Raw genomic sequence first — 26,220 nt, forward strand, 5'->3', positions numbered from 1 at the left:
CGAAACCTACCAGAACATGGGGAGCCAAAAATGTCAGTAGAACTCACTACCCAGACTTGCCCCGAAACTGAAACAATCCTAGATCCGGAGTGGAACCCCCCTACTCCACCTACCGACCTGATTTTTGATGATGGAGAACCCTTGGAAAGCAACCGCCACCGCATTGCTATGAACGTCCTGATCCGGTCATTGCAACAAGCTTGGAGCGAACGTAATGACTTCTACACGGGCGGCAATATGTTTGTCTACTACAGCGATCAAGAAGTGTTCAACAAAGATTTTCGCGGCCCGGATTTCTTTGCTGTTCTTGATGTCGATGGCACCAAACAACGACAGGGTTGGGTGGTGTGGCAAGAGGAAGGTCGCTATCCTGATGCCATTGTGGAACTGATGTCACCGAGTACGTCCAAAGTAGATACAGGAAAGAAAAAAGATATCTATGGACGGATTTTCCGCACTCCAGATTATTTTGTCTATGATCCCTTTAAGCCCAAGTCGTTACAAGGATGGCATTTAGACATTTCCAAGGGGTATCAGTCTTTGGTTGCCGATGAGCGAGGTTGGCTATGGTGTGAAAGTTTGGGCTTTTGGCTGGGAACTTGGTCGGGAACAATCGACCGAGAGGAAGCGGTTTGGCTGCGCTTTTACGATACTGAAGGCAATTTGGTATTGTTACCCGAAGAAGTAGCCCAACAAGCGGCTGAAACAGCCCAACAACGCCTTGAGGAAGCTGAACAACTGGTTGAGGCTGAACGTCAACGGGCAGAGGCTGAATCCCAACGGGCAGAGGCTGAATCCCAACGGGCAGAAGCTGAACGCCAGAGATCGCAACGTCTTGCTGAACGGTTGCGGGCTATGGGGTTAGATCCAGATAATCTTTAATCAACCTGAGGAAGCGATCGCCAAAGTAACAAGCAGTAGGGGCGAAAAATATGCAAGCCCCTACTTCGTTTTAAGGATTTGATATAGTCCTTAAGCAGCTCGATCGCTCTCAGAAGGCGATCGCAACGGTAAGACTCTGCGATCTGGAGCTGCTAAGGCAACCACCTTCTGCATCACTTGCGGGAAGAAGCGCCCCATCAGGGAGGCGACTTTTCCTTGCCATCCGACGACAATCTCCTCGTCGCGATCGCGTAATCCCGCAACTAGGGATTTGGCGACCATTTCAGCGCTATCGGTGGCTACCCAACGGAATTTATCTGTATTCCGCACCATGTCGGTGTCAGTGAGAGAGGGCAGCAAGGCGACAACACGCACGCCTTTGGGGGCGAGTTCTTGGCGGAGGGCTTGGGTAAAGCCAACAAGGGCAAATTTGGTAGCGGAGTAAGTGGCGTAGCTGGGAGCGGCGACTTTACCCATGAGGCTGGAGACGTTGACAATTGTCCCCTGGGAACGGGTAACCATGCGTTTGGCAATTAAGCGGGTAATACGGAAGGTTCCCAGGAGATTGACGTTGATTTCTTCTTCGATTTTACGGGGGTTTGTGGCCAGAAAGTCCCCTTGGTGGGCAACTCCAGCATTATTGATCAGGAGGTCAATGGGGCCATAGTCGCGCCAAGCTTTGGCGATCGCCCCATCTAAGGCTTGACCATTGGTCATATCAACAGCTAGAGCAACTGATTCAACTTCGGGATACTCTTGTTGGAGTGTTTCAACCATTTGTTGCAAGCGCTGAGAATCTCGGGCAACCAGGAGTAAACGTTTCACTCCTTGGGCAGCAAGTTCTAGAGCGATCGCTCGCCCAATGCCCCGTGATGCTCCAGTGATGAGTACAACTTGTCCTTGGATCATGGATTGAACCTCCTTTATCCGACAGGGTTGACAACGCGCACAAGTGACGACGTTATGTATAGTATTGTTTCAAGAGATTGACAAGGACAGTGTGAAGTGTATCTCTATAGAAGAGTGACGGCGATCGCAGCCTCTGTGAGGGAATAAGGAATACGGAAATACAGCACTTTGCAATACATAAATAAGTTTTGTAATAAAACTTCCCTTTTAGTCGGCTATTTAGAGATTGGTTAATTTGAAGAAACAGTGAGAAATGCTATACTGCCCCAAAGTTGATTGTGGAATCAGTAAAAATGTCTCCAGAAGAGTTTTTGTCATCTACTTTTTGGGTTACCAAAATGAAGACCTACTTCAAGGTCATGGATACTAACCAAAATGGTTTTTTATCGCGCTCTGAATATGAGGAGATTGCGAATCGGTTGATACAAAATCAAAATGATCGGTCGAAAGACGAAGAAATTCTTGCGGTATTTCGCTCCCTGTTTGACAATTTTGTTGCTGGAGGAAATCCGGTCGATCCTCAAACTCAGATTGGCTACGAAGAATTCCTCACCAATGCTGCGAAGGCAGTCTCATTGATGCAATCGTCCCGTGAAGCAGGCAGGCGAAAAAACGAAGTGTTCTTTGATTTCGTCGATACAGATGGCTCTGGAGAGATATCTCGTGAAGAATATCGAAGGTATTTGGCCGTATACTCCGGGGGAGAGAACACCGACACTGCCGATCGCGCTTTCGACAGCATCGACGTTGATAGCAATGGTTGGATCACCCGCACCGAGTTTATTGAAGGTCATATGCACTACTGGTTTGAAGCCACTAGCGATCCAAGCTATTCTCCGCTTCCCTATGGGCCATTGGTAGATTCATAATCACTCTTATAGTTGATTCAATTAACACTCAGACACTCTAAGAGTGTCTACAATAACGGTAGATGTAGGGGCGAAAAATATGCAAGCCCCTACAAAAATGTCTCACTGTTATTTGAATTGACTATAGGTCACTGTCCGAGATGCTAACGAATTTGCCTCATTACAGCAAGCGATCGCTCTATCAATTTTTAATGTTTAATTGATCTAGAATCACCTGTTTTTGTACCACCTGCCAGCAATCTCCCTCAACGGACACCGCCGCTACAGTACCGGAGGGAGTAGTTAACGGATATAATGACCAGGCGCGATCGCTAACTTTTGCCCCAGTGTCCGTTAATTCAATTTCGGCTTGTTCGAGTCCGGCTAATCCTTCGCCAATGGCTTTTAAGTAGGCTTCTTTGTACGTCCAATAGCGAAAAAAAGTATAGGGTTGCTCAGAAATAGGAGTATTTTGAATATGTCGATATTCTGAAGGTAAAAAGAAGCGCCTGGCTAAGGAGTCTAAATCATTCAGAGGGCGAATGGCTTCGATATCTACGCCAATAGACGAATTGGGAGAAAATCCATACAGAGCATAGTTTTGGGAGTGAGAAATATTGAACTTTAAGTCAGATTTGGGAAGGGCTAAGTCCGGTTTACCTCGTTGAGAATAGTTAAACTCAATGCCTGAAGGATGGCAGTTTAAATACTGAGCTAACAAATAGCGGAGAATTCCCCGCGCCAGGATAAAATACTGTCGATGCTCATCAAAATGGAAGCGCTGCGATCGCTCCCTTTCATCTAGAGACAGAACAGACGTAAATTGTGTTAACTGGGGCATAAACTGATTTAAGTCAGCCTGCCATAGGTGAAGGTGGCGATCGCATAATATCATGTCTATAGATACCATTTTATGCTCCTCATCCCCCTTCTCCCTTGGGAAATGCAATAGGAGAGTGCAAAATCTGGACAATTTAGAAATGAATTCAAAATACTATAGCAGTGAAAGAGTTGATTAGGACAGTAAAGTTATGGTTTGAGGCAAGAGGCAAGAGGCAAGAGGCAATAGAAAATGTCCTAACTCTCCTTTTCTCTGCTATATATGTAGCACAAGAAGGTGTCTTATGAATCTCCAGAAGTGTTAAATGTTGATATAAAACTTTTTTCCTCACAGCAGTAATTGGGTTTTTACTGCCCTATTTGTTTACCATGTCTCCAGAGAATTAATGAATGTGAGTATGATTTCAGTGATTATTCCAGTTCTGAATGAAGTGGATCAAATTTTGTCTACTGTGGCTAGGGTTCAGCTAGGAAAAGAGGTGGAGATTATTGTGGTGGATGGAGGATCTACAGATGGGACGGTGGAATGCTTAAAACAGGAGGGAATTAAGGTTATTCAAACGACTCCGGGACGAGGACATCAAATGAATGAGGGGGCAAGAAATGCTAGGGGAGAATATTTATTGTTTTTACATGGAGATACTCGGTTACCCAGGGAGTATGACCGATGGGTACGGGATATTTTGCCGCAACCGGGGGTGGTTGCAGGGGCGTTCGAGTTGCGGATAGGTTCAGACAACTGGGGTTATCGCATGGTGGAATGGGGGGTGAAGTGGCGATCGCACCTTTGCCAACTTCCTTACGGAGATCAAGCGATTTTTTTATCCCGTGCTAGGTTTGAGCAGGTGGGTGGATTCCCAGAGTTACCGATTTTAGAAGATTGGCACTTAATTCAATCGTTGAAACCGTTGGGAAAAATTGCGATCGCACCCCTCCCCGTCGTTACGTCTGCTCGACGTTGGCAAAGATTAGGCATCTGGCGCACTACTGCGATCAATCAAGGGATATTGATGGCTAATTTTTTGGGCGTGGATCTGCATCGAATTGCCCGTTGGTATCGAAAAATCCGTTAACCATGATTGAGGAGATTAGAGTGGAGAGCGGTGAGGATTTCTGGTATGGGAGCAGCAGAGATCATCACACTGGGATAGACTGCGGTTCCCCAAAGGGGGTGAATAATGGTAGCACAGTCTCCATTTTTCTCGATGGGATATCCTAGTGCAACATGAACCGCAGGCACATCTTTGTGGGAAAGGGTTCCAGGGGAGGATCTGCGGGGATATCCGGTGCGCGGATCGAATGCATCAGTGGGATAGTCGCGATCGCCTAACCAGTTAGCGACTAAGTCCGACCATCGGATAAAATTGTCCAAGAGGATGTTTTTTTCGGCTTCAACTTCTGGAGATATTTCAGTTAAAGGCATCTGTGTTTGTTGCAGGAAAATAATTACCGAGACGGAATCATTTTGCCAGTTGGGTAGTAACTCCTGAAGATGTTCCTGCACATAATCACTTGGGGGATGAATGGAGATTTCCACCGTGAAGGTTTGGTTATTCCGTTTTACCGTTAGGGTTTCAGAAGGATTCATGGGGAAGTATTACATGAGGGAGAGTCAGACAAATCCTCCTCAATCTCCCTTGGGAAGGGGGACTTTTTCTGCTCTACTTTCCAAGGGGGGTTCAGGAGACAAAAGTCTACCATATATAGTTGATTCAAGTAACACTGAGACTCTCTTAGAGTGTCTATAATGATGGTATATGTAGGGGCGAAAAATATGCAAGCCCCTACAAAAATGTCTCACTGTTATTTGAATTGACTATAACATCGAAAACTGCTGTAAACTCAAGAGGCTTCATCCTTAATTCTAAATCCAAGTGTTAAACCACATGCGTAGACGAAAGCCTTGGGGAGAGAGAGGTAGACCAAGGTAGATGGGAAGCCAAAAGAGAAAGGCGATCGCCATCACCCCTAAAATACCGATCGCTAAAACCTGAAATTTTCGCTGAGAATGATACAGCCATCGCTCTAGAATAACACTGAGGGCTAAAATGGAAAAGATGAGAGCGCCCATGTAATGATAGAGAAATAAACATCGACTGACGATGCTCCAGGGGAGCCAGTTGGTCATATAGTTGATGCCTAGATAGAGGGAGAGATTGAAGAGGGGCGGGGATGAATAGCGTTGTAAAAAACACAAAGATAAGAGGGCGATCGCTGCGGTTGAACTCCACCACAACAATGGATTTCCGAAGGCATGAACATCGAAAATCATTTGCCCATTATTAATTGTTTGATAATAATAGGCAACCGGACGAATTAAAAACGGCCAACTGAACCAAGATGAGCAATACGGGTGAACTTCCTCACCGCCACCAATGCGGTTATGATAGCCAATAATTTCCCCTTGCATCTGCCAGAAGCTATAATCGGGATTCAGGTTAAGATGGGGAATCCAAACTAGGGCATAGGTGACATAGGGTACAATTAGCCCATAAAGGGGAATAGTCCAGAGTCTTAACTTTGTTGCGCTATCGTACCAGGACAAATTAGCGATCGCGCCCTCCCTATTTTCCCACTTCTCCCACAGCTTAATCACTAAAATTACTCCCCAAAATCCGAGCCAAAACCCCAATCCATTCCACTTCACCGCAGCAGATAACCCAAAGCTTATCCCCGATAAAATCAGCCCTAGCGTGCGCCATCGAACAGTGGTTTGCAATCCCCATAATCCGAAACCCTGTCCCAGCAATCCAAACAGCACTAAATAAATGTTGATCAAAGCATAGCGAGATTCAACTAAAAACAATCCTTCTATCGTCATTAATCCAGCCGATAGAAGGGCATAACTTTTGCGCTGAGTTAACTGATAACTGAGCCACGCAACCACCAAAGGAATCAACGATCCGGTAAACGCATTAAACCAGCGATAACTAAACGGGGAGCGTAAAGAACCGGTTAAATCATTAGTGACGGATGAATCGCCTAAAGACAAGCGATCGGCTAGTCCCATCCCCACGGCAATCAGATACTTGCCCAGAGGAGGATGGGCATCAAATAACTGGGTTTGATCTAAATAATTCTGGGCAAATTTTGCAAAGTAGACCTCATCAAAAACCAGAGTATTGAACCGATTTAAGCCCCAAAACCGCAATCCTAAAGCAATAATCCATAGAAGCAATAAACCGCAGCTAAACCAGGGCAAGGTTGACCAAAAAGTAGCATAATTAGATCTGGACATGGATGCAGGTCTATTAAAAGTTGAAATAATTCATAGGTTCTTTAATTTTAACAAATCTGGATCGCCAAGAGTGAGATTGTCATATGGACTAGCAGTTGTGCTACAATTTCTCTATGATGCTGCGCTTGACAATTGGCTCTAAGTACTTTGCCTCTCAAGGATCGATTAGTTGCAATCTTAAGCAAAAATGGTATTCAGGTAGAAAAAAATGAACTCCTCATTGAACCGAGACGAACTTATTGAGTTGGTTAGAAAAATTATGGACTTTGAAAGTACAGAAAAAGAAGTAGATAAATATATTGATATTCTTGAAAAAAATGTGCCCGATCCCCAAGTGACTGGTTATATTTTTTGGCCAAGTCGTTATACTTCTCCACCTAGGGAATTGAGCGCAGAAGAGGTCGTAGATAGAGCGTTATCCTATCAACCCATTATACTGCCTCCTGCAAAATAACGTTTTAGGTTGGAAAATGATTGCGATCGCACGAGTTAAGAATATCTTTATGTTTATTCATCCTTAAATTTGTCCCTCTGAGATACACTATAAATGGCTCATTTTCATATTCGCTTGCGAAAACGATGATACAAAAGTAAATATTTCGATCGACGTTACGATTTATAAACAACTGAGCCATCAATAAGTTTTTAATTAACGCTTATATTGCTTCATGTCCTGTTGGAGGTCTTGTCAACTGTGGTGTCTATTTCTCAATTCCTAACAGACGGAACCGTCTTCCCCAATATACAACCGATCCCTGAAGTTTCTTTGCCGAAAAACGAAGGGGATCAAGCTCAAGAATTAGGGGATCAAGTTAATCTTGGAGTCTGTGTCACGATTCACGGTCACTTCTATCAACCGCCGCGCGAAAATCCTTATCTGAATGAGATTGAGCGCCAACCGAGTGCTGCCCCTTGCCACAATTGGAATGAGCGTATCTATCATGAATGCTATCGTCCCAATGCCTTTGCTAGAGTTCTGAATGACCAGGGCGAGATCATTGGGATTATCAATAATTTTGAGTATCTGAGCTTCAATATTGGCCCGACTTTAATGGCTTGGTTAGAGCGTTATGATACCCAAGTTTATCAACGGATTATTGAAGCCGATCGCAAAAGTTGTCAGCGATTAGGCGGTCATGGCAATGCGATCGCCCAAGTGTACAACCACACAATCATGCCCTTGGCGAATGAACGGGATAAATACACCCAAATTCGCTGGGGAAAAGCGGACTTCAAATCCCGGTTTGGCCGCGATCCCGAAGGCATGTGGTTAGCGGAAACAGCGATCGATTATCCAACCGTTGCAGCCCTCATAAACGAGGGCATTAAATTTACTATTCTGGCTCCCTCCCAAGCCCAAACCTGTCGCCCGATCGCCACCGAAGACAACCCCGATCCCGAATGGTACGATGTGGAAGACTCCAGCATCGATCCCACCCGGCCCTATCGCTGTTTTATCGCCGACGGTCGCTATCTGGATATCTTCTTTTACGATGGTCCCATCTCCAGTGATATGGGCTTTAGCGATGCCCTGAGTAGCTCTTACCATCTGGGCGATCGCCTGGCCCATGCCATCCATGGGGATCAACGTCCCAACCAACTGATTTCCGTTGCCACTGATGGAGAAACCTTTGGTCACCACAAAGGGGGAACTGAAAAAACCCTGGCCTATGCCTTCTTACGGGAGTTTCCCGACCGAGGATGGCAAATTACCAACTTTAGCCACTATCTCAGCCAACATCCCCCGACTTGGGAGGTGCAACTTAAACCCGTCACTGCTTGGAGTTGTTCCCATGGGGTCGGCAGATGGCAAGAAGATTGCGGTTGTGGCAGTGGGGGGGGATGGCATCAAAAATGGCGCAGACCCCTACGAGATTCCCTCAACCACTTGCGAGATCAGTTGGTAGAGATTTATGAAACCCAGGGCTATGAAATGTTCCAAGACCCTTGGAAGGCGCGAGATGAGTATGTTGAAATCATTAATAACCGCAGTTGGGATACAGTCGATCGCTTTTTGAATCGTCATCAAACCCATCCCCTAGAACCGAGCGAACAGATCGAAGCCTTGCGCTTACTGGAAATGCAACGCCATGCTCTGTTGATGTTCACCAGTTGCGGTTGGTTCTTTGAAGAAATTTCCCGCCCCGAAGGAACCCAAATTCTCCGATATGCCAGTCGGGCGATCGAGTTAGCCAGGGAAGTAACGGGTCAGGATTTAGAAACGACGTTTGTCGATCAATTAGCCCAAGCTCCCAGTAATGTGGACATTTTTGAAACGGGAGCCGGGGTTTATGACAAAAATGTGATGACTGCGCAAGTCAGCTTAGAGCAAGTGGTGGCCCATTTTGCGATTGGTTCTCTGTTTAATAGCTATCCCACCTCCCATAAGGGTTTATCTATAACGAGGGAACAGTCGAGTCCATCGGACAAAGATTTTTCTTTATATTGCTATGGGGTCGAACAACAGGATTATCAGCTTCAGCGCATGGGTTCCCTAACTTTAGCGGTAGGTGAAATTAACCTTACTTCTGAAGTGACGAGGGAAGGGGGGCATTTTGTATTTGCTCTCTTGCATTTAGGAGGATGGGATTTCCATTGTTGCGTTCAGCCGTTCTCTAACCGCCGATCCTATTTATCGATTAAAGAAACGCTCTTTCATGCTCTGCAACAGGCGAGTGCTGCTAATGTGATTTTAGGGATGGCGGAGTGGTTTGGCGACCAGACCTTTAGTTTAGACGATCTATTTGCAGAAGACCGCCTGCGGATCATGACTCTTCTGACCCAGGAAACCTTAACTCGCGTGGATCAGTTGTATACCCAAGTGTATCGAGATAATTACGGCGTGTTAAGGGCATTTCATCGAGACAATATGCCCCCACCAGCGGAGCTACAGGTCGCAGCGAATATGGCCCTGTCCCAGCGCTGTTTTAGCCTGTTGAATGCTCTGAAACCCGATAATTTTGCTTCACCCGAAGGATTGAGTTTGCTGCTAGAGTTAGAGGCGATCGCCAAAGAAGCTGAATCTCTCCATTGCCATCTGACTATTCCCGATGGTCAAGAAATCCTAGAGCGCTTAACCTTACTGGGATTTTGGGAAGTTCTGGAAAATAATGACCCTGCCAGCTTAAATCATCATCTGGAGCGACTAGAACGATTGATCGATCTCTCCTGTCGTTTGCAGGTAGGATTATGCTTAACTCGCTGTCAAGAGCTATACTTTAGTTATCTGCATAATAAGATTATCCCTCGCTGTTTTGGTATTTCCACTTCAGCCTTAAATGGCTCGGAGGAGGAAGACCCGTTAGAGAGCGAGGATACCTCATCGCAGATGACCTTAGATTTGCCTCAAAGCCGTCGCCTGCTGCGTCTGGGCCAAACCCTAGCCATTGATGTTAGCGTTTGGTTAGAACGCTTAGAGTAATGCCCTAACCCCTTGAGGAACTCAAAGGAGAGTCGATCATGAAACGTTCCCGTCGCCGAACCCAAACCGCATCTACCCCCAAATGGGCCCCGTTATCGAGAATAAAATGGAGACGTGGGGGATTGTGGTGGGTATTTATTCCCCTATCGGGGGCGATCGCCATTTTCTGGAAACCGATCGCCAATCCAGACACCCTCAATCAGATGGGAACGAATATTTCTACCAATGTTCAGACTTTCCTGAGTCCCCTTACCCCTTATATCAATGATCTGAAAGACACTCTTGAAAGAGCGCAAACCATAGATCCCGTGCAACCCTCTTTAGCTCAACCCGAAGAAAATGGAGACACCGGATCGCTATCATCGACTCAATCGGATCTGTTAAGCGACTCAGAACTGCAACAGATCATTGCGGCTCTATCCCTAGAGGAAATCGGCGAAGAAATTAACACACTCTCCTCGCCTTCTTTATCCGCTCCCGTTTCCTTGGACTTCTCCCCATCTGGGAACAAGGAGAAAAAAAGTCCTCTGTCTGCTTCCCATCCTCTGGTTTCTTCGGTTCCCTATTGGAGTCAAAAACCTGCTCAACCTGAACCCGAAGAAATTCTCTCTGTCTCTCCAACATTTAGCTCTTCTCTCACCCCAACCACCGGGGAAATTGTCGAATCAGTGACTCAGAACTTACCTACTGATGGTTCCAGAGTTTTCGGGTCAAACTTAACCTCAACCCGTCAACTGCCCAAAACTACGTTGCCAAACAACACGCCACAAACAACACTCAATGGCAATTCCAGTTCAGGAAACCTACCCTCGTCCTCCGTCTCAGAAACTCGCAGTTTTGGCTATAGTCGCTTATCTCCTTTTGTTGATACCTCTCCTGAATCAACTCCCTCTAATCCTTTCACCCCTCAAACTCAATTCACTGCTCCCGCTGGCTCCATTCGTCCCAGGGGATATGGTTTGATTCAACCGACGACTTCATCTTTAACTGTACCGAACCCTCAAAGGCGATCGCTCTATCCCGTCCCCAACTCCAATCCCTATGAGATCAATCCCAATTAGAGGCTGAATATGGAAACCCCCATTATTTCTTTACCTCCTCAACTAGCTCTCAAAATCAATTTAACAGAGGAGCAATTTTGGCAATTGTGCCACGAAAACGACAATTTGCAATTTGAGAAAACGGCCCAGGGAGAGTTAATTGTAATGCCCCCAACTGGAGGAAATACCAGCGAACGCAATGCCGATTTAACTTTTCAATTGCAAGCTTGGAATCGGCAAACTAAACTGGGTAAGGTCTTTGATTCTAGTGTCTGTTTTCAACTGCCCAATGGAGCCAATCGCGCTCCCGATTCTTCTTGGGTAAAACTAGAGCGCTGGGATGCTTTAACGGAGAAAGAACAAGATCGATTTGTACCCTTATGCCCCGATTTTGTGGTCGAGCTGATGTCTCCTAGCGATACCTTATCGCAAACTCAAGCGAAACTGATCGAGTATATAGACAATGGAGCGCGGTTAGGTTGGTTAATTAATCGCAAACAGCGACAAGTGGAAGTGTATCGCCCTCAGCAAGAAGTCGAAATCTTGGACAATCCCCAAACAGTATCCGGAGAGTTGATTTTACCGGGTTTTATCCTAGATTTATCCACAATTTGGTAAGGTGGCGATTTTTCTTACAGCGCTTCGCGCGGCAGAAGAGTAATAGGTAATGGGAAAACCGTTTTTCAAGCTATAGTGCCCATTTTTCAGACTTTTCATGCGAAGGTGCACTTAAGGAAGATCTCAATTTGAAGCCTTAGAAACTCAGCCATACCAGTATTTTCTCTTGCCTAGTGCAAAGCGCTATAAAAATGCCGCGAAAAACATCCTGCGGAATGTCAACCACTAATTAATGCTTCCACAAATTCATAACTGGAAAATGGGCGTAAATCTTCAATTCCTTCTCCTGCACCAATAAAGCGAATAGGTAAACCGAGTTGTTGGGAAACCGCTAAGGCAACGCCTCCTTTGGCTGTACCATCTAATTTAGTTAAGACAACCCCACTAAGCTGGGCAACTTCGGCAAACACTTGGGCTTGACGTAAGCCATTTTGACCTAGGGTAGCGTCTAAAACCAAGAGTGATTCTACTTTGGCATCAGGTGCTTTCTTATCGATGATGCGGCGCATTTTACTCAGTTCTTCCATTAAGTTTTTCTTGTTTTGCAATCGTCCAGCAGTATCGACCAGTAACAGGTCTACATTTCTCGATTGTGCGGCAGTAATTGCATCATAAACAACTGATGCTGGATCAGTGTTTTTACCTGGATTAGCAATAACATCTGTTCCAGTGCGCTCTCCCCAAACTTTGACTTGTTCTACGGCAGCAGCGCGGAAGGTGTCGGCTGCCCCAATTAAACATTGATAGTCAGATTTATTAGCTAAGTGTGCTAATTTACCAATAGTTGTGGTTTTGCCTACGCCATTGACTCCGGTTAACATCCAAATATTGAGGACATCTTGTTCCGGGGCAAAAGTAGTATCGTAGGCTTTGCCACCAGGATAGTCCAAAATATCACAGAGGAGTTGTTTTAAGTAGGCGATCGCCTGTTCTGGGGGTAAACTTTCTTCGCGCAGTTTAGCTTGTAATTGTTCAATAATGCGATCGGTCGCCTCAACGCCTACATCTGCCTGTAATAACAACGATTCAACTTCTAAAATTGCATCTTCATTGAGAGGCCCTTGACCCACAACTGCCTTCAATTGGTTAATTAATCCGCGCCGAGTTTTACCGAGTCCCTGACGCAGTTGTTGTAACCAATTAATCTCTTCTAAGGATACTTCATCCGGCCGTCTGCCTTGTTTAGCAAGAACCTCAGCCGACCACAGAAAATCTTCATCCAATTCTTGAGGGGCTGGAGAACGGCGTTTTTCTTCTGGTTCTGGCGCTTCGACTGCCTTTTCTTTCAGTTCTTCTAACCGCGCTCCCCGCTCTGCTTTGGCTCGTTCTAGGAAGGATACAGGTGCTGGAGTGGGTTCGGGTTCGGGTTCAGGTTCACTTTCAATAACCGGTTCCGGTTCAGCTTTTGTTTTACTCTCAACAACCGGTTCCAGTTCAGCTTCTGTTTTACTCTCAACAACCGGTTCCGGTTCACTCTCGGTTGCACCGTTAACAACCAGTTCCATTTCCGAAGGTTCAACAACGGTTTCTGCTGCAATAGCAGGTTCTGTTTCTTCAAGGGGAATTTCTGGTTTGAGTTCCTCTGCTTTCTCTTCTACTTCAGAAGACTTTTCGGCTTCTTGTTGTTGAATATTTTGATAAGCAGCCTTAGCCCACGCCAGATAATCTACAGCCTCTTCCGTTTTTTCTGTTTCAACTTGCTCCTGTTGCTCTGGTTGCGGTTCAGGGGCAGGGGAAGGAGCAGGAGACTCAGAGCGATTAAACTGGCGGCGAAACCAATTAAAGACCATAGGATTATGTGCAGGTTGTAGGACTAAGGGACTATTGCGATCGCAATCACCAGTGTATCATCTAGGGTTAACCACAAAAGAGATTGGCGATCGGCCTACCCAGAAATAACCCGGTTATTCTATACATTTTTTTACATTTACTCAGTATTGCAGATTCAATTTTATACGATACTCTAGATGATGTCGGTCATTATCTAACACTCAATGTCTCAATCATATCCCACTCCATCAATCCAAATCATCCATCAAGACTCTCCATATTTCCAACAAGTTAACAAACTCGGAGATAAAAATAATAAGACTTTAAGCTTCAGTAAATACGCCATATTTAAACGGTGTGCAGATAACCCTGGAATTATTGTCGCACTTGTAGATCGGGATTTAGCGGGTTATTTAATGTGGAGTATTAATTCTCAAAAGAATTATGCAAGAATATGGCATCTTTGTATCAAACCAGAATATCGAGGTCAAAAAATAACTAAGCTCCTAAATAATAAATTAATTGAGTTAACAAGGGATAAAGTCCGTGGAATTCGCTTAGAGTGTAAACCAAGCTATGGTATTGATGAAATGTGGAGAAAGTTAGGTTATGTTCCTATCCATGAAAAAGATGCAAAAACTCCTGGTGATATTCTAAAAACATGGTCAATTGAATTTATTAATTCAGCCTATCCATCTATTTTTTCTCCTGATATTAGTTCAGAGTGGTTACAGATAAAATCAGCTATTGATGCCGAGACGTTATATCAATTTATTCAGGATAAAAAATCTAAGGATAACCAAAATTTATCTCTTGATTGGTTACGCTCCTATTTAGGAGTTTGCATTACCGATGAAATTTTTAATGAGATCGATCAATTTTATTCTGATTCAGACAAGAAAAAACTGCGTAAAATATCTACATCTCATTTTTCTAAACAGGATTCAGATCCAACTATCTTTGAGGATTATATTAACAAAATACATTCTTCAATTAACCAAAACAAATTTGAATTAGATCAGACAAGTATTCGACATTTAGCAAGATGTTCTGCATCAGATATTCCTTATTTTATAACATCCAAACAAGATATACTAGCAATTTCCGATTTTTTGTATATAAACTTTGGTGTGCGTTCGATGTCTATAGAAAATATAATTAAATTACGAGATGAAATTATTAGTCAACTAGATTATCAACCGTTGAGATTAGCTAATAATATTCTTGAAAAGCGTAACTTAGATGATTTTAATTTAGATGAATTAGTTAAAACAATTCGATATAGAGAGTTTGATGAAGATCGCAATCAAATACTGATTAAGTTAAGATCATATGTCAGTCAAAAAAACAAGTTCATAAGTACTGTCTTAGTGTATGATGATCAACCCTATATTTGTATTGTATACGATCAGTCGAAACCCAACAGAATAGAAGTGCCTTTTCTGAGATGTTTAAATTCATCATCTATATCATATACATTAATAAATTACATAGTTGATGACTTGATAAAAATTTCAATTTCCAAAAGAAGAGATTTTTTATATATCATAGATGGTGGACTTGGAGAGTTAGAGACTAGGGCATTACAGAATCAGTATTTTATAAAAGAATTACATGGATATAAATGGATTAAATGTTCACCATTAATGACATTGGAAAAACAACAAGCGGTTCAATACTTACAACAGGCATCTCAAGAAATCAAAGGATATTCTTCAGCGAGTGAAATCCTTGTTTCAATCCTTAATTCTGATACATTCAATACGGACAGATTACCGCCCATTGATATTGAAAGATTACTATGGCCTTTAAAAATAGAAAATTCAAACATACCCAATTTTATCGTTCCCATAAAGCCAGAAGCTGCTAAAGAACTTTTTGATTACAATTTAGCAAAGCAAACTCTATTTGGAGTTCAAAAACATAACCTTTTTCTTAGTGTAGAATCAGTCTATTATAAGAGTTGTTTTGGTAATGGTGGGTTAAAGGACGCTCCAGCACGTATACTCTGGTATGTGAGTCAATCGAAAGATAAAGGTTTTTTAAATTTAAGCACAATTCGAGCCTGTTCTCAAGTTGATGATGTTATAATAGATGCACCAGAAGAGCTTCATAAGCGCTTTCAACATTTAGGATTTTATGATCTACCACAAATTCAAGATTGTGCTAAAAATAACCCAAGAAATCAAGTCATGGCAATTAAATTTAGTCATACAGAATTGTTTTATAATCCGATACATCTAGAGACCATAAGAGAATACTTAGACAAACCTAAACTTACTATACGATCTCCTAAAAAAATATCTCAAGATCAGTTCATTGATTTTTATACTCTAGGATTCCAATTAAAATCGACATGAAACAAGAATACCCTAAAGTTCTTTTGCTATCTATAAAACCTCAATATGTCCAAAAAATTTTAGATGGACAAAAAAATATAGAGCTTCGTAAGACTAGACCCAAGCTTAAAAAAGGTGACTTTATCTTAGTCTATGAATCATCTCCAACCAAGTGCTTGAGAGGATGGTTTGAAGTTCAAAGTATTTCGTGTGAAAATCCTCAAGAATTATGGCATAAAGTTCAGGATAATGTAGGGATAACTAAAAAAGAATTTGATGAATATTATAAGACATCTAAAGTCGCTATTGCTATTGCTATCAAATCACTTTACTCAACCAAGCTTTCCTTAGAAGAGGTTCGTGAAACATGGGAGACTTTTAAACCCCCTCAAAGCTTTTATTATTTGAAAAAAGATGAGATTATATTAGCTGAAAAAATTATTGGATTTTCTGTTTTTGACAAAAGTCCTAATTTGCAATTGACTATACCTAGTTTCAAACATTAAGATAACATGACTATTCCTGATTTTCAAACCATTCTCCTACCCTTATTACAACTTGCAGGCGATCAACAGCCTCATTCAATGCAAGAGGGCATTCAGCACCTCGCTAATCATTTTCAGCTTACGGATGAAGAGCGCAAAGAATTATTGCCTAGTGGAAAACAAGCTATTTTTGATAATCGAGTTGGTTGGGCCAGAACTTATCTAAAAAAAGCTGGATTATTAGACTCTCCGGCCAGGTCATTTTTCCAAATCACTCATCGAGGGGTAGACTTACTCCAAACCAATCCCAGTAAAATCAATACAGCTTTCCTGAAACAAGAATACCCAGAATTTCGAGACTTTCAGATGGGGCGTTCTTCAAAAGAAAATGCTCTTTCAGCCAATGACACTTGCCAATCTACATCTGAACCAGAAACTGACAGATCTAGTCAGCAAACTCCTGAAGAAATTTTGGAATATTCGTATCAAGAGCTTCGTAGTTCCTTAGCGCAAGAAATTTTGGAAAAAGTCAAATCTTGCTCCCCATCTTTTTTTGAACGTCTGGTTGTTGAACTTTTAGTCAAAATGGGATATGGAGGCTCAATTAAGGAAGCCGGACGAGCTATGGGTAAAACTGGGGATGAAGGCATTGATGGTATAATTAAAGAGGACCGGTTAGGATTAGATCGGATTTATATTCAAGCCAAGCGTTGGCAAGATTCAGTCGGTAGACCAGAGATTCAGAAATTTGTCGGTGCTTTAGCGGGTCAAGGGGCTAATAAAGGCATTTTTATTACCACTTCTAAATTTACAGAACAAGCAAAAACTTATTCCCCCAAAAATGACACCAAAGTGGTTTTGATTGATGGAGGAGAATTAGCCCAGTATATGATTGATTTTGACTTAGGCGTATCTACAGTCTCAGAATATAAACTCAAGAAAATAGATACGGATTATTTTGAAGTTGATTAAGCTATTTTTATATTCCAGCCATCACAGGTAATACCATTTCTCTTCAAGTTTGCAACTGATTTCAAATTGCCCTAGAAAAACTGGTAATTTGCCGTTTTCTGGTACGAGCATCAAAGATAGAGGCAATATTTCTGATTAGCAATCGACCGGTCGGTATCACCTCAATTTTCTCACCATTGAACCGAATTAATCCATCTGCTTCCAGGACATGCAGTTCAGCAATTTCTCTGGCAAAATATTCATCGAATTCTAGATCGAAGTGCAAGTGATATTTTTCCTCGATCGCATGTTGGCAAACCTGAAATTGGCACATGAACTCCATAATGACTGCCCTGCGGATGATGTCATCGCGATCGAGGCTAACGCCTCTTTCAATGGGTAGAATACCGGCATCAATAGCTTGATAGTAGTCTGGCAACTGCTTATGATTCTGAATATAGACATCGTGGAGCATACTAATGGAAGTCATCCCAAAAGAAAATAAATCCGACTCTGGTTTCGTGGTGTATCCCTGAAAGTTCCTGTGTAAGTCTCCAGCTTGTTGAGCGATCGTTAATTCATCATCAGGCTTGGCAAAATGATCCATGCCAATAAATACATAGCCTCCCTCCGTTAATTCTTCAATGGTCATTTTAAAGATATCGAGTTTTTCCGATGGCTCTGGTAGAGCATCTACAGGTATTTTTTTCTGAACTGGTTTCATCCAAGGAACATAGGCAAAATTGAAGATCGCAATCCGATCGGGATCGAGTTTTAGAGTCTTATCAATGGTATCCTTAAAAGTTTCTAGAGTTTGAAACGGTAGACCATAAATCAGATCGACATTCACACTCTCAAAGCCGGCTTCTCGAATCCAACTCATCACATCAAAGAGCATGGACTCTGGTTGTACGCGATTGATGGCGGCTTGAACTTCAGGATTAAAATCCTGAATGCCAAAGCTAATTCGATTGAATCCTAAGTTTTTTAAGAACAAGATCGCATTGCGATCGATGTATCGAGGATTGATTTCTAGAGAAACTTCTGCATCTTCACTAAAACTAAAATGTTGCTGAAATTGATTCCATAAAAATTCAATTTGATTGAGATTTAAATAGTTGGGAGTTCCTCCTCCCCAGTGGAGCTGATTAACTTTTCTTTCTTGATCGATGAGGGAAGAAACCTGTTCAATATTGCGGGCAACATAGTCCAAATAAGGATCGACTTTCTTTTGGCTCTTGGTAATGATGGTATTGCAGCCACAAAAATAACAGGGACTTTGGCAAAAAGGAATATGACAGTAGAGGGAAATCGGTATTTTTTTATGGTTCCCCACGGCGATACCCGTTCTAAAATCTAGATCGCCAACATTGGGTTTTAACTCTGTAGCGGGAGGATAACTGGTATATCGAGGTAGAGGTTTATCGTATTTTTTGAGTAAATTTGAGTCGAATTTTACGGTTGTTTGTGGCAGAAGTTGCATCGCTTTACCTTAATAATTTTGTGATTTGAGTTTCATTAGGAGCAGGAGGAGCATAATCGATTAAAGCCACCCCTGCTCAATACTTATTCAGCGGCGGAGACTAACTCCACTGAACTGGTGCCGGGCGCTCTTTCTGTACTTCCGGGCTTATCTTGCCGGGTGAGTAAATCGAAGGTATGATCGCCGATCGCTGCTTTTACGGCTGGTTCGAGTTCATGGACAACATTGCGGTTGAGTCGAAACGCAATGTTGGCTTCATCAACAATTTTTTGAGCTAGGGCATCATTAACCGGGAGTGAATTCAAAGCATCGCGGTACTTAGCCTTGAATGCCTTTCTGGCCTCGACGGTGGGAATTTGGTCGAATTCATGGAGTCCAGTCCCCTTATCTGGAGGCAATTCTAAAGCTGAACGAACAATATTTCTTAAAGCCTGACCGCCAGAGAGATCTCCCATATAGCGAACGTAACAATGGGCAACCAGAAGTGCCGGTTCGGTATTAGCTACTTCATGGATGCGGTCAACATAATTTTTGCCTTCGGGTGAAGGTTGGATTTTTTCTTTCCAGTCTTCCCCATAGTAATAGGCTAAGTCTTCCTCTAATTTCCCTTTGCGCTCTAGTTCGGGGAAATAAATGGGAGCGATCGCTTGATGGTCTTTGTGGCGCTGTACTTCTTCTTCGAGGGCACTGTAGAGGAAATACAAATCTGCGGTTAACAGGCGGAAAGGCTCTCTTTCCACAATCCCTTTGAGAAAACACTTCATAAAGGCCGTGTTTTCAGCCATGGTATGGGATTGTTTGGTTCCTTCACGAAGTTGGCTTGCCAAATTGCTACTCATCTTTGCTATCTCGTAAAAGTCAACTACTTTTTTCGTTTAATTTCAATAGTTCAATTACTGTATAGCGATATATAATTTTGAGCAACTAAAGCGTATTAAAACTTAACAAATCGCCATCGAGTAGTATCGCAGAGAATGAGTGGGTTAGGACAGTTACAGTGCTTTACGCTGGGCAATAGACAATAGGCAATAGGCAATAGGAACGAATAGCAAGAGAAAATGTCCTAATTCTTCATTTCTCTGCTATAGAGGCGAAAAATTTTCCGCCTCTATAGACACCATCGTCGTTGATCGAGCATTCTGTACCAACCTCAACTGAAGTGACTTTACCTATACCTACTTAGACTGCTCTTCCTTGAGTAACGTCACCACCCGACGCAACACTCCATTAATAAACCGATATTCCTGATCCCCACTGTAGCGTTTAGCTAACTTCACCGCTTCATCAATGGCTATCCGTTCATCCAGGTTAACGTACAAAATTTCTGCTACTGCAATTCTGAGAATATCGCGATCGATACGAGCAATGCGCTCTAACTGCCAATTGACCATCGCCTTAGATAAGATAGAGTCCAATTCCTGGTGATTTTGAACGACCCGACTCACCAACTCTAAAGCATAATCTTGAACAACCGTTTGCTCTTGATAATAATGCACTTTTTCGGGAAACGTCATCGCATCTCCCAATTGATTAATAGCCATTTGGGTCAGTTCAACCGCCTCTTTAAGCATCGCTCTAGAGCTAGCAATATTGGGGGCCACCGTTTCGCTATTCAACAGGCGATCGTTTCCTCTCTCCAACTGAGCCGATGCCATCTCTAAAGACTCTGATGCTTCCGTTTGCAACGTCTTCACTGCGGCTAAGATCATCGATTCAAGGTTTTCGGGAGTCTTTCGCTTAGAAAACTGGGAAAGACTCAGCAAGGCAAGTTCACGAGCAATTTGGCGCGGTTGCATAATTTTTAAAAGCCGAAGATTGGCCCTCTAACACTACTCAACTTTAGAAGATTCCTCAAGAGTCAGAGAAACCGTTAGGCCAAGTTTTTCAGCAGGATTCTCAGTCAATTGAGACTTCTTCCGATCCTCTAGTGTATATCCTGATTGCTCATCCGCTGGCGGAAGTAGTGCCATTGTGGGGTTAACGATACCGGCTGAGACGACCACCTTAAAGGCATCTTCAATGGAGATTGCTAAATTAATCACGTCTTTCTCTGGAACGATCGCATACCATCCAGTGGTAGGATTTGGTGTAGTGGGAATAAATACATTAATCATCGGCTCTGGAAACTTGGAGCGTAAATCTGAACTCACCGGACCAGTAACAAATCCCATTGACCATAGTCCCTCACGAGGATATTCGACCAACACCACTCGCCGAAACTTATCCTTAGAATCTCTGAGTAGGGTTTCCAACAATTGCTTTAAGGTTTTATAAACCGAACCAGCCAAAGGAATCGCCTGTACAATTCGCTCCCCCACATCCAACAACCAGCGGCCGACGATATTCCGAGCCATCAAACCAATGACCAGGATACTGAGTAAGGGAACGGCAAGTCCGACGACTAGATTGAGAAGAGAGACCAAAATCGGATGCAGTCCATCAAAGGGGTTCACCTGTTTAGGAATCTGGGTGAGGACATTGACTACCCAACTGGCGATGGTAATGGTTAGCCAGATGGTGGTTGCCAATGGGATCACCACCAGCAAACCAGCAATCAAATCATTCTTCAAATCTTGCTTCAAGCGTTGGAACACAAAGATTCTTTACTCAGGGAACAGGGAATAGGCAGTGGGCAGAAACCGGCTTTCTAGGCTGACTCCCGACTCCCGAATCGGGATGATCCCCACTATTGGCTATCATAAAACACTTTGCCGGTAATCTGTGGAATAGCTGACGAATTGAGGGCTATCTACACGAATCCAACAAAGGGGAAAACCAGGTTTTGCCTATTGCCTTTTGCCTCTTGCATCCCCCAATACACAATTCGCTCACAGCCTTAACGGGTGACCCATAACTATTGCCTATTGCCTATTGCCTCCTCTTGTGAATTCTGGGCAGAATTCTCCTGTGGCTTTAAGGTCTGTGGATCTAACTCAGGGACGGGTAAATATTGCATTTCCCAGGTTTTCAATAAAATCAGATATTCATAAAAGGCTTGTAGAGTACACCAAGCCAAACCGGGCGAACCATCCCAACATCCCCCTAAAATGAAATACATATAGAAAAATCGTACAACTGGGCGAAAGGGTAGACGCAAGGAGAGATCTTTAAGCGCTCGTCGTCTAGCGACTTCGGTTTTCCCAAAGACTAACTCAGCCCAGTTGACCTTCCCTTTTTCCAGTTGACGGATGGTTTCGGCTGCTTCATCAGTCGAATAGCGATTATGCTTTTCGATCCACCGACTGAGACCTTTACTACAGGTATAGTGAGGATAGGTTTCTTTGAGAAATCCTGTGGGGCCATCACACACTTCTCGTTCAGTATGGCCATAATCGCTAAACCAAACCCGATCGGGACGCAACAGCCTCAATTGATACCGGGGGTACTGGGTACTGTAGCGAATCCAACGATTCATGAACATCACTCGTTCTGCCACATAGTAGCCCACCTTGTCGGCTGATTTAATCGTCTCTAAACACTCGTTAAATAACTCCGGGGTCATGCGCTCGTCTGCTTCTAGGATATATATCCAAGGATGTTTAGCAGGGACTTCTTGGAGCATCCAAGTGCGTTGACGGCCATGGCTTTCAAATTTATGCTCAACAACGCGGGCGGGATAACGTTGGGCAATTTCGACAGTGCGATCGCTACTGAGCGAATCTACCACAATTACATCATCCGACACTAGAGCAGATTCAATACAAGGGCCAATATCCAGTTCTTCGTTATAGGTGAGAATATAAATTGAGAACATTTTCAGTCAATCAGAGCTAAAACTTCAGGAGCAGGTAGGGTCAAAAAGCGATCGCTCCCTCATCTGGGTTTCTAGTGGACTGAAACGGCTCAAATCGGGCATTATGATTTTGATGGTATGGGTTAAGTTTTTCCCATGCTCTCGCTCTTAACGCCCTTCCCCATTTTCATCTCATGCTACGCTTACACTGAAACGGTACACTAGGTTTGGCGATCGCTCAAAACAGAAGGATCTTACCGACGGCGCTTCTTGCGTCCTCCACCTCCCAGTTGTACACCGGTCAAACCAACGCCCAAATACCCAACGGCTAATAAGGCTCCATTCATCGATTGAGACATCGATTTTACCGTAGTCACTTGGGCCCTTTCTTCCCGTTGCATCTTTTCTTCCTCGATTTGAGTTCTTGCCCGTTCGGGGAGAGCAGTTACCTGTTGATCGATGAAGTTATCAATTGCACTCGGATCATCCCTGAACTGTTGGAGTAATTCAGCTTGTCCTTCTGGTGCTTGCTCTATAGCTTGTTGAAATTGCTCCTCATTACTAATTAAAGTATTAATCTGAGTCCTAAACTGTTCTCGACGTTGATCTAATCCCGCCTGAAATTGGGGATTGTCCAATTGATCTTGCAATTGTTGTTCAGCTTGTTGGGCTTGTGCTTCCAAATTTCTCAGGGCGCGGTTACGACTGCGCACAGTATCAACGCTATGTAGGGGAACCACGAAGAGATAAACAATTCCTAAAATCAGAGAGACTAAGACGGCTGCTGACCGCAACATCCCCTGTTTAGAGCCGCTTGTCCCTTCTGAATCTTTGATCCAAATTCCCCCTAAGAGTAGGGCAACTCCAACCAAGGGAATTACTCCTCGGTCAATCAACTGACTGGTAAAATTGAGTCTCCATTGGGGACTCAGCAGGTTAGGAGGAATAGCGATAATCAGAATATCAATAATAAACGAGACAATCATCACTAAGCCCACCAGTTGCAATGACCGGGAGGCTAAGGGAGAAATAGGGTTGCTACTTGCTTTCATATGAAATGGTTACGTTTTACGATCAGAATATTGAGAGACCCTTGAAAATGCCCTGAAGTCGTTGGCCGAAGATGACCAGAACCAGGATAACATCGAAAACCGATGAACTGGTATAGTGCTGCGGGCTAGGCAAAAGGCAAAAGATAATGGGGGCTAGTTAAAGCAAAAACAGTTGACTCATTCCTGAATTACCCATTACCAGCGCAAAGCGCTATATATTACAGTTTAAGCGATCGCTCTTGTATGAATTATCCTCAGATGGCTTCAGGTGTCTCATGATTTCTAGTTTCACTCCTATTTTGGCAAACGTCTATGTTCCGATCACTCTCTTAATCTTGGGATTGGGGTTCTGGGGACAGCCAAGTCTTGCACACCTCTCTTCCCCCTTGTTGATCACTCAAGAGGAAATCCCTAATGATGAAGAGGAAACCCCTAGTGATGCCCTTGATGAGGCTCAAAAGTATAATCAACAAGGGATTGAGTTGATGAAATTGGGGGACTATTCCGAAGCGGTGGAAGCCTTTCAACAGGCATTGGAAATTTATCCCAATTCGGAGAAAATTTATTCTAATTTAGGCATTGCCCTGGGTCATGATAGCCGATTTGACGAAGCCGTGGTTGCTTTTCAGGGGGCCCTGGAGATTAATCCCCAGAATTGGGAGACCTATAATAATTTGGGGATTGCCCTAGGCTCTCAGGAAAAGTACGATCAGGCGATCGCAGCTTTTGAGGAAGCTATTGTCCTCAATCCAGATGCTCCCATGTCCTACCATAATTCTGCCGTAGCCTATATCAAACAAGAGAAATGGGAAGAGGCGATGACCTCCCTTGAGGCTGCCCAGGAGCGCTATGCAGATTTGGGGCAAACGGAGGTGGTTGAGTTAATCGATCAGGTTTTATCCGATTTGCAAGAGAAAATTGGGGAGTAGGCAGGAGGGACAGTCGGCAGTAGGCAGTTAGCTATCTTCTCCGTGTCCCCGCGTCCCCCTATTCCCTATTCCCTATTCCATCCCCCTTATCTTGGAAAACATCGACCAGGTAGGGGGAAAGTTCCTGATTGAGTTGTCCCGCTTTGATAAACTCGGCATAGGTATCTGCTTCGATCGCCAAAAGTTCCTCCCGCAATTGTTCAATAGCATATTCTCTCGTTTGGGGATGTTGTTGGCGCAGTTCTTGAATGTTCCGCTCTAACTGCTCTAACTCTCCTTGCACCAGTGCAGCTTGATAGCGATAGTATTCTGGCTCAATTTCCGGCCGTTGTTTGCCGGATGTTAATGTTTCCATGACTCGATTCAGTGCTACTCGGCGAGCCACGGCTTCTAAATATTGCCGTCTTAGGGGTTCATCACCGAGGAGGTTTAAGCCTTGTAAGAGGGGTTTAATCGTTAAACCTTGAACTAAGAGGGTAAAAAGAACCACACCAAAGACAGTTGCACTGATTTGATCCCGTCCTTCTAGGGCAATGGGTAAACTTAAGGCTAGGGCAATAGAAACGGAGCCACGCAACCCTCCCCACCAGAGTACGGTTTGTTCTTTCCAATTAATATCGACTTCAGTTATCCAATTACTCAATGTGCCTAAGCCATAAATGGCGATCGCCCGCGTAACAATCATGGCAGCGATGGTAATGAGAATCTCATCTAAATTTTCCATCAGACTAGAGAATTGCATCTGATCTCCAATCAAGAGGAAAACAATGGAGTTCACAAAAAAGGCTAAAAATTCCCAAAATTCACTGACAATGACGCGGGTGCGGGGATTCATGCCAATACGGGAGCCAAAGTTACCTAAAATTAAGCCTACAGTAACCACGCCAATGACCCCCGATCCGCCGGCTTCTTCAATTAAAATGTAGGTTCCATAGGCGGAAATCAGGGTTAAGGATTGTTCGACTAAGGGTAAATCAAAGCGCTGGGTAAGATAGGAAATGCCAAAGCCAATTAGCCCACCAATACCCAATCCTAAACCGACAAAGACGGCAAAATGAACAATACTTGCTTGCCAGTTAAATTCTTCTATGCCTAGGGGAATACCGACAAGCAAACTAAAAGCCACTACCGCCACCCCATCATTAAACAGGCTTTCCCCTTCCATCACTACACTCAAGCGTTTGGGAGCGCCTAATTCCCGGAATAGAGCAACCACAGAAACGGGATCGGTTGCCGAGAGACTTGCACCTAAAAGCAGAGCCGTGGCTAGGGGTAAACCGGTGAGTTGATTGACTCCCAAACCAATTCCCACCACGGAAATAGCTACGCCGAGTATGGCAAAGAGGCTAATGGGAACAATATTTTTTTTCAGCCCTGACCATTTTAGATTCCAAGCGGCTTCAAAGAGCAGGGGAGGGAGGAAAATGGAGAGGATCAGCTCAGGGGAGAGATTAACCAACCGCACATCGACGAGAGCCAGTCCAAGTCCAACAATTACCAGCAGTAGGGTGTAGGGGATCTGGCGAAACCAAGGAACGATTTGGGGTAAGGTGGCAACGCTGAGGGAAACGGAGAGGACAAGGAGAAATTGCTGGAGGTTAGCGGCGATCGCTCCCTGTTCTTCTGCTACAGTCGCTATCAGCATGGTCAGTTACTCCAAATGCTCTGGCTCAAGTCAGGGT

General features: G+C 43.8%; 23 protein-coding genes. 11 read left to right on the forward strand and 12 right to left on the reverse strand.

The features are described from left to right. The first annotated feature begins 30 nt into the window (after positions 1 to 30). A complete protein-coding gene (locus J7529_RS13460) occupies positions 31 to 882 on the forward strand; it encodes a Uma2 family endonuclease (RefSeq protein WP_318729374.1) in 852 nt (283 codons plus the stop codon). A 90-nt stretch (positions 883 to 972) separates the two neighbouring features. Here J7529_RS13460 and J7529_RS13465 read toward each other — a convergent pair whose 3' ends face one another. Then, on the reverse strand, positions 973 to 1,791 hold the full coding sequence (locus tag J7529_RS13465) for an SDR family NAD(P)-dependent oxidoreductase (RefSeq protein WP_318729375.1): 819 nt from the start codon (positions 1,789 to 1,791) through the stop codon (positions 973 to 975). Positions 1,792 to 2,084: 293 nt separating this feature from the next. Between J7529_RS13465 and J7529_RS13470 the strand changes: the two genes are divergently transcribed. Next, positions 2,085 to 2,660, forward strand: a complete 576-nt coding sequence (locus tag J7529_RS13470; protein WP_318729376.1) for an EF-hand domain-containing protein — start codon at positions 2,085 to 2,087, stop codon at positions 2,658 to 2,660. A 181-nt stretch (positions 2,661 to 2,841) separates the two neighbouring features. Here J7529_RS13470 and J7529_RS13475 read toward each other — a convergent pair whose 3' ends face one another. Beyond that, positions 2,842 to 3,549, reverse strand: coding sequence for a 4'-phosphopantetheinyl transferase family protein (locus tag J7529_RS13475; RefSeq protein ID WP_318729377.1), 708 nt, complete (start codon positions 3,547 to 3,549; stop codon positions 2,842 to 2,844). 328 nt (positions 3,550 to 3,877) lie between these two features. On the opposite strand from J7529_RS13475, the gene J7529_RS13480 reads away from it, so the two are divergent. After that, positions 3,878 to 4,552, forward strand: coding sequence for a TIGR04283 family arsenosugar biosynthesis glycosyltransferase (locus tag J7529_RS13480; protein ID WP_318729378.1), 675 nt, complete (start codon positions 3,878 to 3,880; stop codon positions 4,550 to 4,552). On the opposite strand, the gene J7529_RS13485 is transcribed toward J7529_RS13480, so the two are convergent. Then, positions 4,549 to 5,067: a methylmalonic aciduria and homocystinuria type D protein gene (locus tag J7529_RS13485; RefSeq protein WP_318729379.1), complete on the reverse strand. Its 519-nt coding sequence runs from the start codon at positions 5,065 to 5,067 to the stop codon at positions 4,549 to 4,551. The genes J7529_RS13480 and J7529_RS13485 overlap by 4 nt on opposite strands. Before the next feature lie 276 nt (positions 5,068 to 5,343). Further along, complete coding sequence (locus tag J7529_RS13490; protein WP_318729380.1) at positions 5,344 to 6,717, reverse strand: dolichyl-phosphate-mannose--protein mannosyltransferase; 1,374 nt, start codon at positions 6,715 to 6,717, stop codon at positions 5,344 to 5,346. Positions 6,718 to 6,925: 208 nt separating this feature from the next. Between J7529_RS13490 and J7529_RS13495 the strand changes: the two genes are divergently transcribed. From J7529_RS13495 to J7529_RS13510, 4 genes are all read left to right on the forward strand, one after another. Beyond that, positions 6,926 to 7,171 (forward strand): hypothetical protein, encoded by a 246-nt coding sequence (locus J7529_RS13495; RefSeq protein WP_318729381.1) that lies wholly within the window; start codon positions 6,926 to 6,928, stop codon positions 7,169 to 7,171. Positions 7,172 to 7,483: 312 nt separating this feature from the next. Next, the gene (locus tag J7529_RS13500) at positions 7,484 to 10,138 is read left to right on the forward strand and encodes a DUF3536 domain-containing protein (RefSeq protein WP_413038887.1); all 2,655 of its coding nucleotides are present in this window, start codon (positions 7,484 to 7,486) and stop codon (positions 10,136 to 10,138) included. A gap of 38 nt (positions 10,139 to 10,176) precedes the next feature. After that, on the forward strand, positions 10,177 to 11,199 hold the full coding sequence (locus J7529_RS13505) for a hypothetical protein (RefSeq protein WP_318729383.1): 1,023 nt from the start codon (positions 10,177 to 10,179) through the stop codon (positions 11,197 to 11,199). Positions 11,200 to 11,208: 9 nt separating this feature from the next. Then, positions 11,209 to 11,796, forward strand: coding sequence for a Uma2 family endonuclease (locus tag J7529_RS13510; protein ID WP_318729384.1), 588 nt, complete (start codon positions 11,209 to 11,211; stop codon positions 11,794 to 11,796). 218 nt (positions 11,797 to 12,014) lie between these two features. On the opposite strand, the gene ftsY is transcribed toward J7529_RS13510, so the two are convergent. Beyond that, positions 12,015 to 13,586 (reverse strand): signal recognition particle-docking protein FtsY, encoded by a 1,572-nt coding sequence (gene ftsY, locus J7529_RS13515; RefSeq protein ID WP_318729385.1) that lies wholly within the window; start codon positions 13,584 to 13,586, stop codon positions 12,015 to 12,017. 204 nt (positions 13,587 to 13,790) lie between these two features. Here ftsY and J7529_RS13520 point away from each other — a divergent pair, with 204 nt between their 5' ends. From J7529_RS13520 to J7529_RS13530, 3 genes are read left to right on the forward strand one after another with little or no spacing between them, the layout of a single operon-like run. Next, positions 13,791 to 15,926 (forward strand): GNAT family N-acetyltransferase, encoded by a 2,136-nt coding sequence (locus tag J7529_RS13520; RefSeq protein WP_318729386.1) that lies wholly within the window; start codon positions 13,791 to 13,793, stop codon positions 15,924 to 15,926. Then, on the forward strand, positions 15,923 to 16,411 hold the full coding sequence (locus J7529_RS13525; protein ID WP_318729387.1) for an ASCH domain-containing protein: 489 nt from the start codon (positions 15,923 to 15,925) through the stop codon (positions 16,409 to 16,411). The genes J7529_RS13520 and J7529_RS13525 overlap by 4 nt, the downstream gene beginning before the upstream one ends. Positions 16,412 to 16,417: 6 nt before the next feature. Beyond that, positions 16,418 to 17,362, forward strand: a complete 945-nt coding sequence (locus J7529_RS13530) for a restriction endonuclease (RefSeq protein ID WP_318729388.1) — start codon at positions 16,418 to 16,420, stop codon at positions 17,360 to 17,362. Positions 17,363 to 17,423: 61 nt separating this feature from the next. Here J7529_RS13530 and hemN read toward each other — a convergent pair whose 3' ends face one another. The 6 genes from hemN to J7529_RS13560 form a co-directional block, all read right to left on the reverse strand. Next, positions 17,424 to 18,824: an oxygen-independent coproporphyrinogen III oxidase gene (hemN, locus tag J7529_RS13535; RefSeq protein WP_318729389.1), complete on the reverse strand. Its 1,401-nt coding sequence runs from the start codon at positions 18,822 to 18,824 to the stop codon at positions 17,424 to 17,426. Between the two features lie 83 nt (positions 18,825 to 18,907). After that, positions 18,908 to 19,663 (reverse strand): heme oxygenase (biliverdin-producing), encoded by a 756-nt coding sequence (locus J7529_RS13540; protein ID WP_318729390.1) that lies wholly within the window; start codon positions 19,661 to 19,663, stop codon positions 18,908 to 18,910. Positions 19,664 to 19,999: 336 nt separating this feature from the next. Continuing rightward, the gene (gene nusB / locus J7529_RS13545) at positions 20,000 to 20,620 is read right to left on the reverse strand and encodes a transcription antitermination factor NusB (RefSeq protein WP_271941445.1); all 621 of its coding nucleotides are present in this window, start codon (positions 20,618 to 20,620) and stop codon (positions 20,000 to 20,002) included. 33 nt (positions 20,621 to 20,653) lie between these two features. Further along, positions 20,654 to 21,418: a DUF502 domain-containing protein gene (locus J7529_RS13550; RefSeq protein ID WP_271941448.1), complete on the reverse strand. Its 765-nt coding sequence runs from the start codon at positions 21,416 to 21,418 to the stop codon at positions 20,654 to 20,656. 260 nt (positions 21,419 to 21,678) lie between these two features. After that, entirely contained in the window at positions 21,679 to 22,578 is a 900-nt protein-coding gene (locus tag J7529_RS13555) for a glycosyltransferase family 2 protein (protein ID WP_318729391.1), read from the reverse strand. A gap of 233 nt (positions 22,579 to 22,811) precedes the next feature. After that, a complete protein-coding gene (locus J7529_RS13560; protein ID WP_318729392.1) occupies positions 22,812 to 23,609 on the reverse strand; it encodes an HpsJ family protein in 798 nt (265 codons plus the stop codon). A 275-nt stretch (positions 23,610 to 23,884) separates the two neighbouring features. On the opposite strand from J7529_RS13560, the gene J7529_RS13565 reads away from it, so the two are divergent. Continuing rightward, positions 23,885 to 24,538, forward strand: a complete 654-nt coding sequence (locus J7529_RS13565; protein WP_271941453.1) for a tetratricopeptide repeat protein — start codon at positions 23,885 to 23,887, stop codon at positions 24,536 to 24,538. A gap of 58 nt (positions 24,539 to 24,596) precedes the next feature. Here J7529_RS13565 and J7529_RS13570 read toward each other — a convergent pair whose 3' ends face one another. Continuing rightward, complete coding sequence (locus J7529_RS13570) at positions 24,597 to 26,183, reverse strand: sodium:proton antiporter (RefSeq protein WP_318729393.1); 1,587 nt, start codon at positions 26,181 to 26,183, stop codon at positions 24,597 to 24,599. Positions 26,184 to 26,220 lie beyond the last annotated feature (37 nt).

Source organism: Roseofilum sp. Guam, from assembly GCF_017746735.1.
Lineage (GTDB): Bacteria > Cyanobacteriota > Cyanobacteriia > Cyanobacteriales > Desertifilaceae > Roseofilum > Roseofilum reptotaenium.

What these genes read in the sequence shown, in the direction of transcription:
- J7529_RS13525 (WP_318729387.1), top strand. Translation starts at nt 15,923, where the DNA reads ATGAAACAAGAATACCCTAAAGTTCTTTTGCTATCTATAAAACCTCAA.
- ftsY (WP_318729385.1), bottom strand. Translation starts at nt 13,586, where the DNA reads ATGGTCTTTAATTGGTTTCGCCGCCAGTTTAATCGCTCTGAGTCTCCT.
- J7529_RS13510 (WP_318729384.1), top strand. Translation starts at nt 11,209, where the DNA reads ATGGAAACCCCCATTATTTCTTTACCTCCTCAACTAGCTCTCAAAATC.
- J7529_RS13560 (WP_318729392.1), bottom strand. Translation starts at nt 23,609, where the DNA reads ATGAAAGCAAGTAGCAACCCTATTTCTCCCTTAGCCTCCCGGTCATTG.
- J7529_RS13465 (WP_318729375.1), bottom strand. Translation starts at nt 1,791, where the DNA reads ATGATCCAAGGACAAGTTGTACTCATCACTGGAGCATCACGGGGCATT.
- J7529_RS13495 (WP_318729381.1), top strand. Translation starts at nt 6,926, where the DNA reads ATGAACTCCTCATTGAACCGAGACGAACTTATTGAGTTGGTTAGAAAA.
- J7529_RS13570 (WP_318729393.1), bottom strand. Translation starts at nt 26,183, where the DNA reads ATGCTGATAGCGACTGTAGCAGAAGAACAGGGAGCGATCGCCGCTAAC.
- nusB (WP_271941445.1), bottom strand. Translation starts at nt 20,620, where the DNA reads ATGCAACCGCGCCAAATTGCTCGTGAACTTGCCTTGCTGAGTCTTTCC.
- J7529_RS13505 (WP_318729383.1), top strand. Translation starts at nt 10,177, where the DNA reads ATGAAACGTTCCCGTCGCCGAACCCAAACCGCATCTACCCCCAAATGG.
- J7529_RS13470 (WP_318729376.1), top strand. Translation starts at nt 2,085, where the DNA reads ATGTCTCCAGAAGAGTTTTTGTCATCTACTTTTTGGGTTACCAAAATG.
- J7529_RS13480 (WP_318729378.1), top strand. Translation starts at nt 3,878, where the DNA reads ATGATTTCAGTGATTATTCCAGTTCTGAATGAAGTGGATCAAATTTTG.
- J7529_RS13490 (WP_318729380.1), bottom strand. Translation starts at nt 6,717, where the DNA reads ATGTCCAGATCTAATTATGCTACTTTTTGGTCAACCTTGCCCTGGTTT.
- J7529_RS13530 (WP_318729388.1), top strand. Translation starts at nt 16,418, where the DNA reads ATGACTATTCCTGATTTTCAAACCATTCTCCTACCCTTATTACAACTT.
- J7529_RS13555 (WP_318729391.1), bottom strand. Translation starts at nt 22,578, where the DNA reads ATGTTCTCAATTTATATTCTCACCTATAACGAAGAACTGGATATTGGC.
- J7529_RS13460 (WP_318729374.1), top strand. Translation starts at nt 31, where the DNA reads ATGTCAGTAGAACTCACTACCCAGACTTGCCCCGAAACTGAAACAATC.
- J7529_RS13565 (WP_271941453.1), top strand. Translation starts at nt 23,885, where the DNA reads ATGATTTCTAGTTTCACTCCTATTTTGGCAAACGTCTATGTTCCGATC.
- hemN (WP_318729389.1), bottom strand. Translation starts at nt 18,824, where the DNA reads ATGCAACTTCTGCCACAAACAACCGTAAAATTCGACTCAAATTTACTC.
- J7529_RS13475 (WP_318729377.1), bottom strand. Translation starts at nt 3,549, where the DNA reads ATGGTATCTATAGACATGATATTATGCGATCGCCACCTTCACCTATGG.
- J7529_RS13485 (WP_318729379.1), bottom strand. Translation starts at nt 5,067, where the DNA reads ATGAATCCTTCTGAAACCCTAACGGTAAAACGGAATAACCAAACCTTC.
- J7529_RS13520 (WP_318729386.1), top strand. Translation starts at nt 13,791, where the DNA reads ATGTCTCAATCATATCCCACTCCATCAATCCAAATCATCCATCAAGAC.
- J7529_RS13540 (WP_318729390.1), bottom strand. Translation starts at nt 19,663, where the DNA reads ATGAGTAGCAATTTGGCAAGCCAACTTCGTGAAGGAACCAAACAATCC.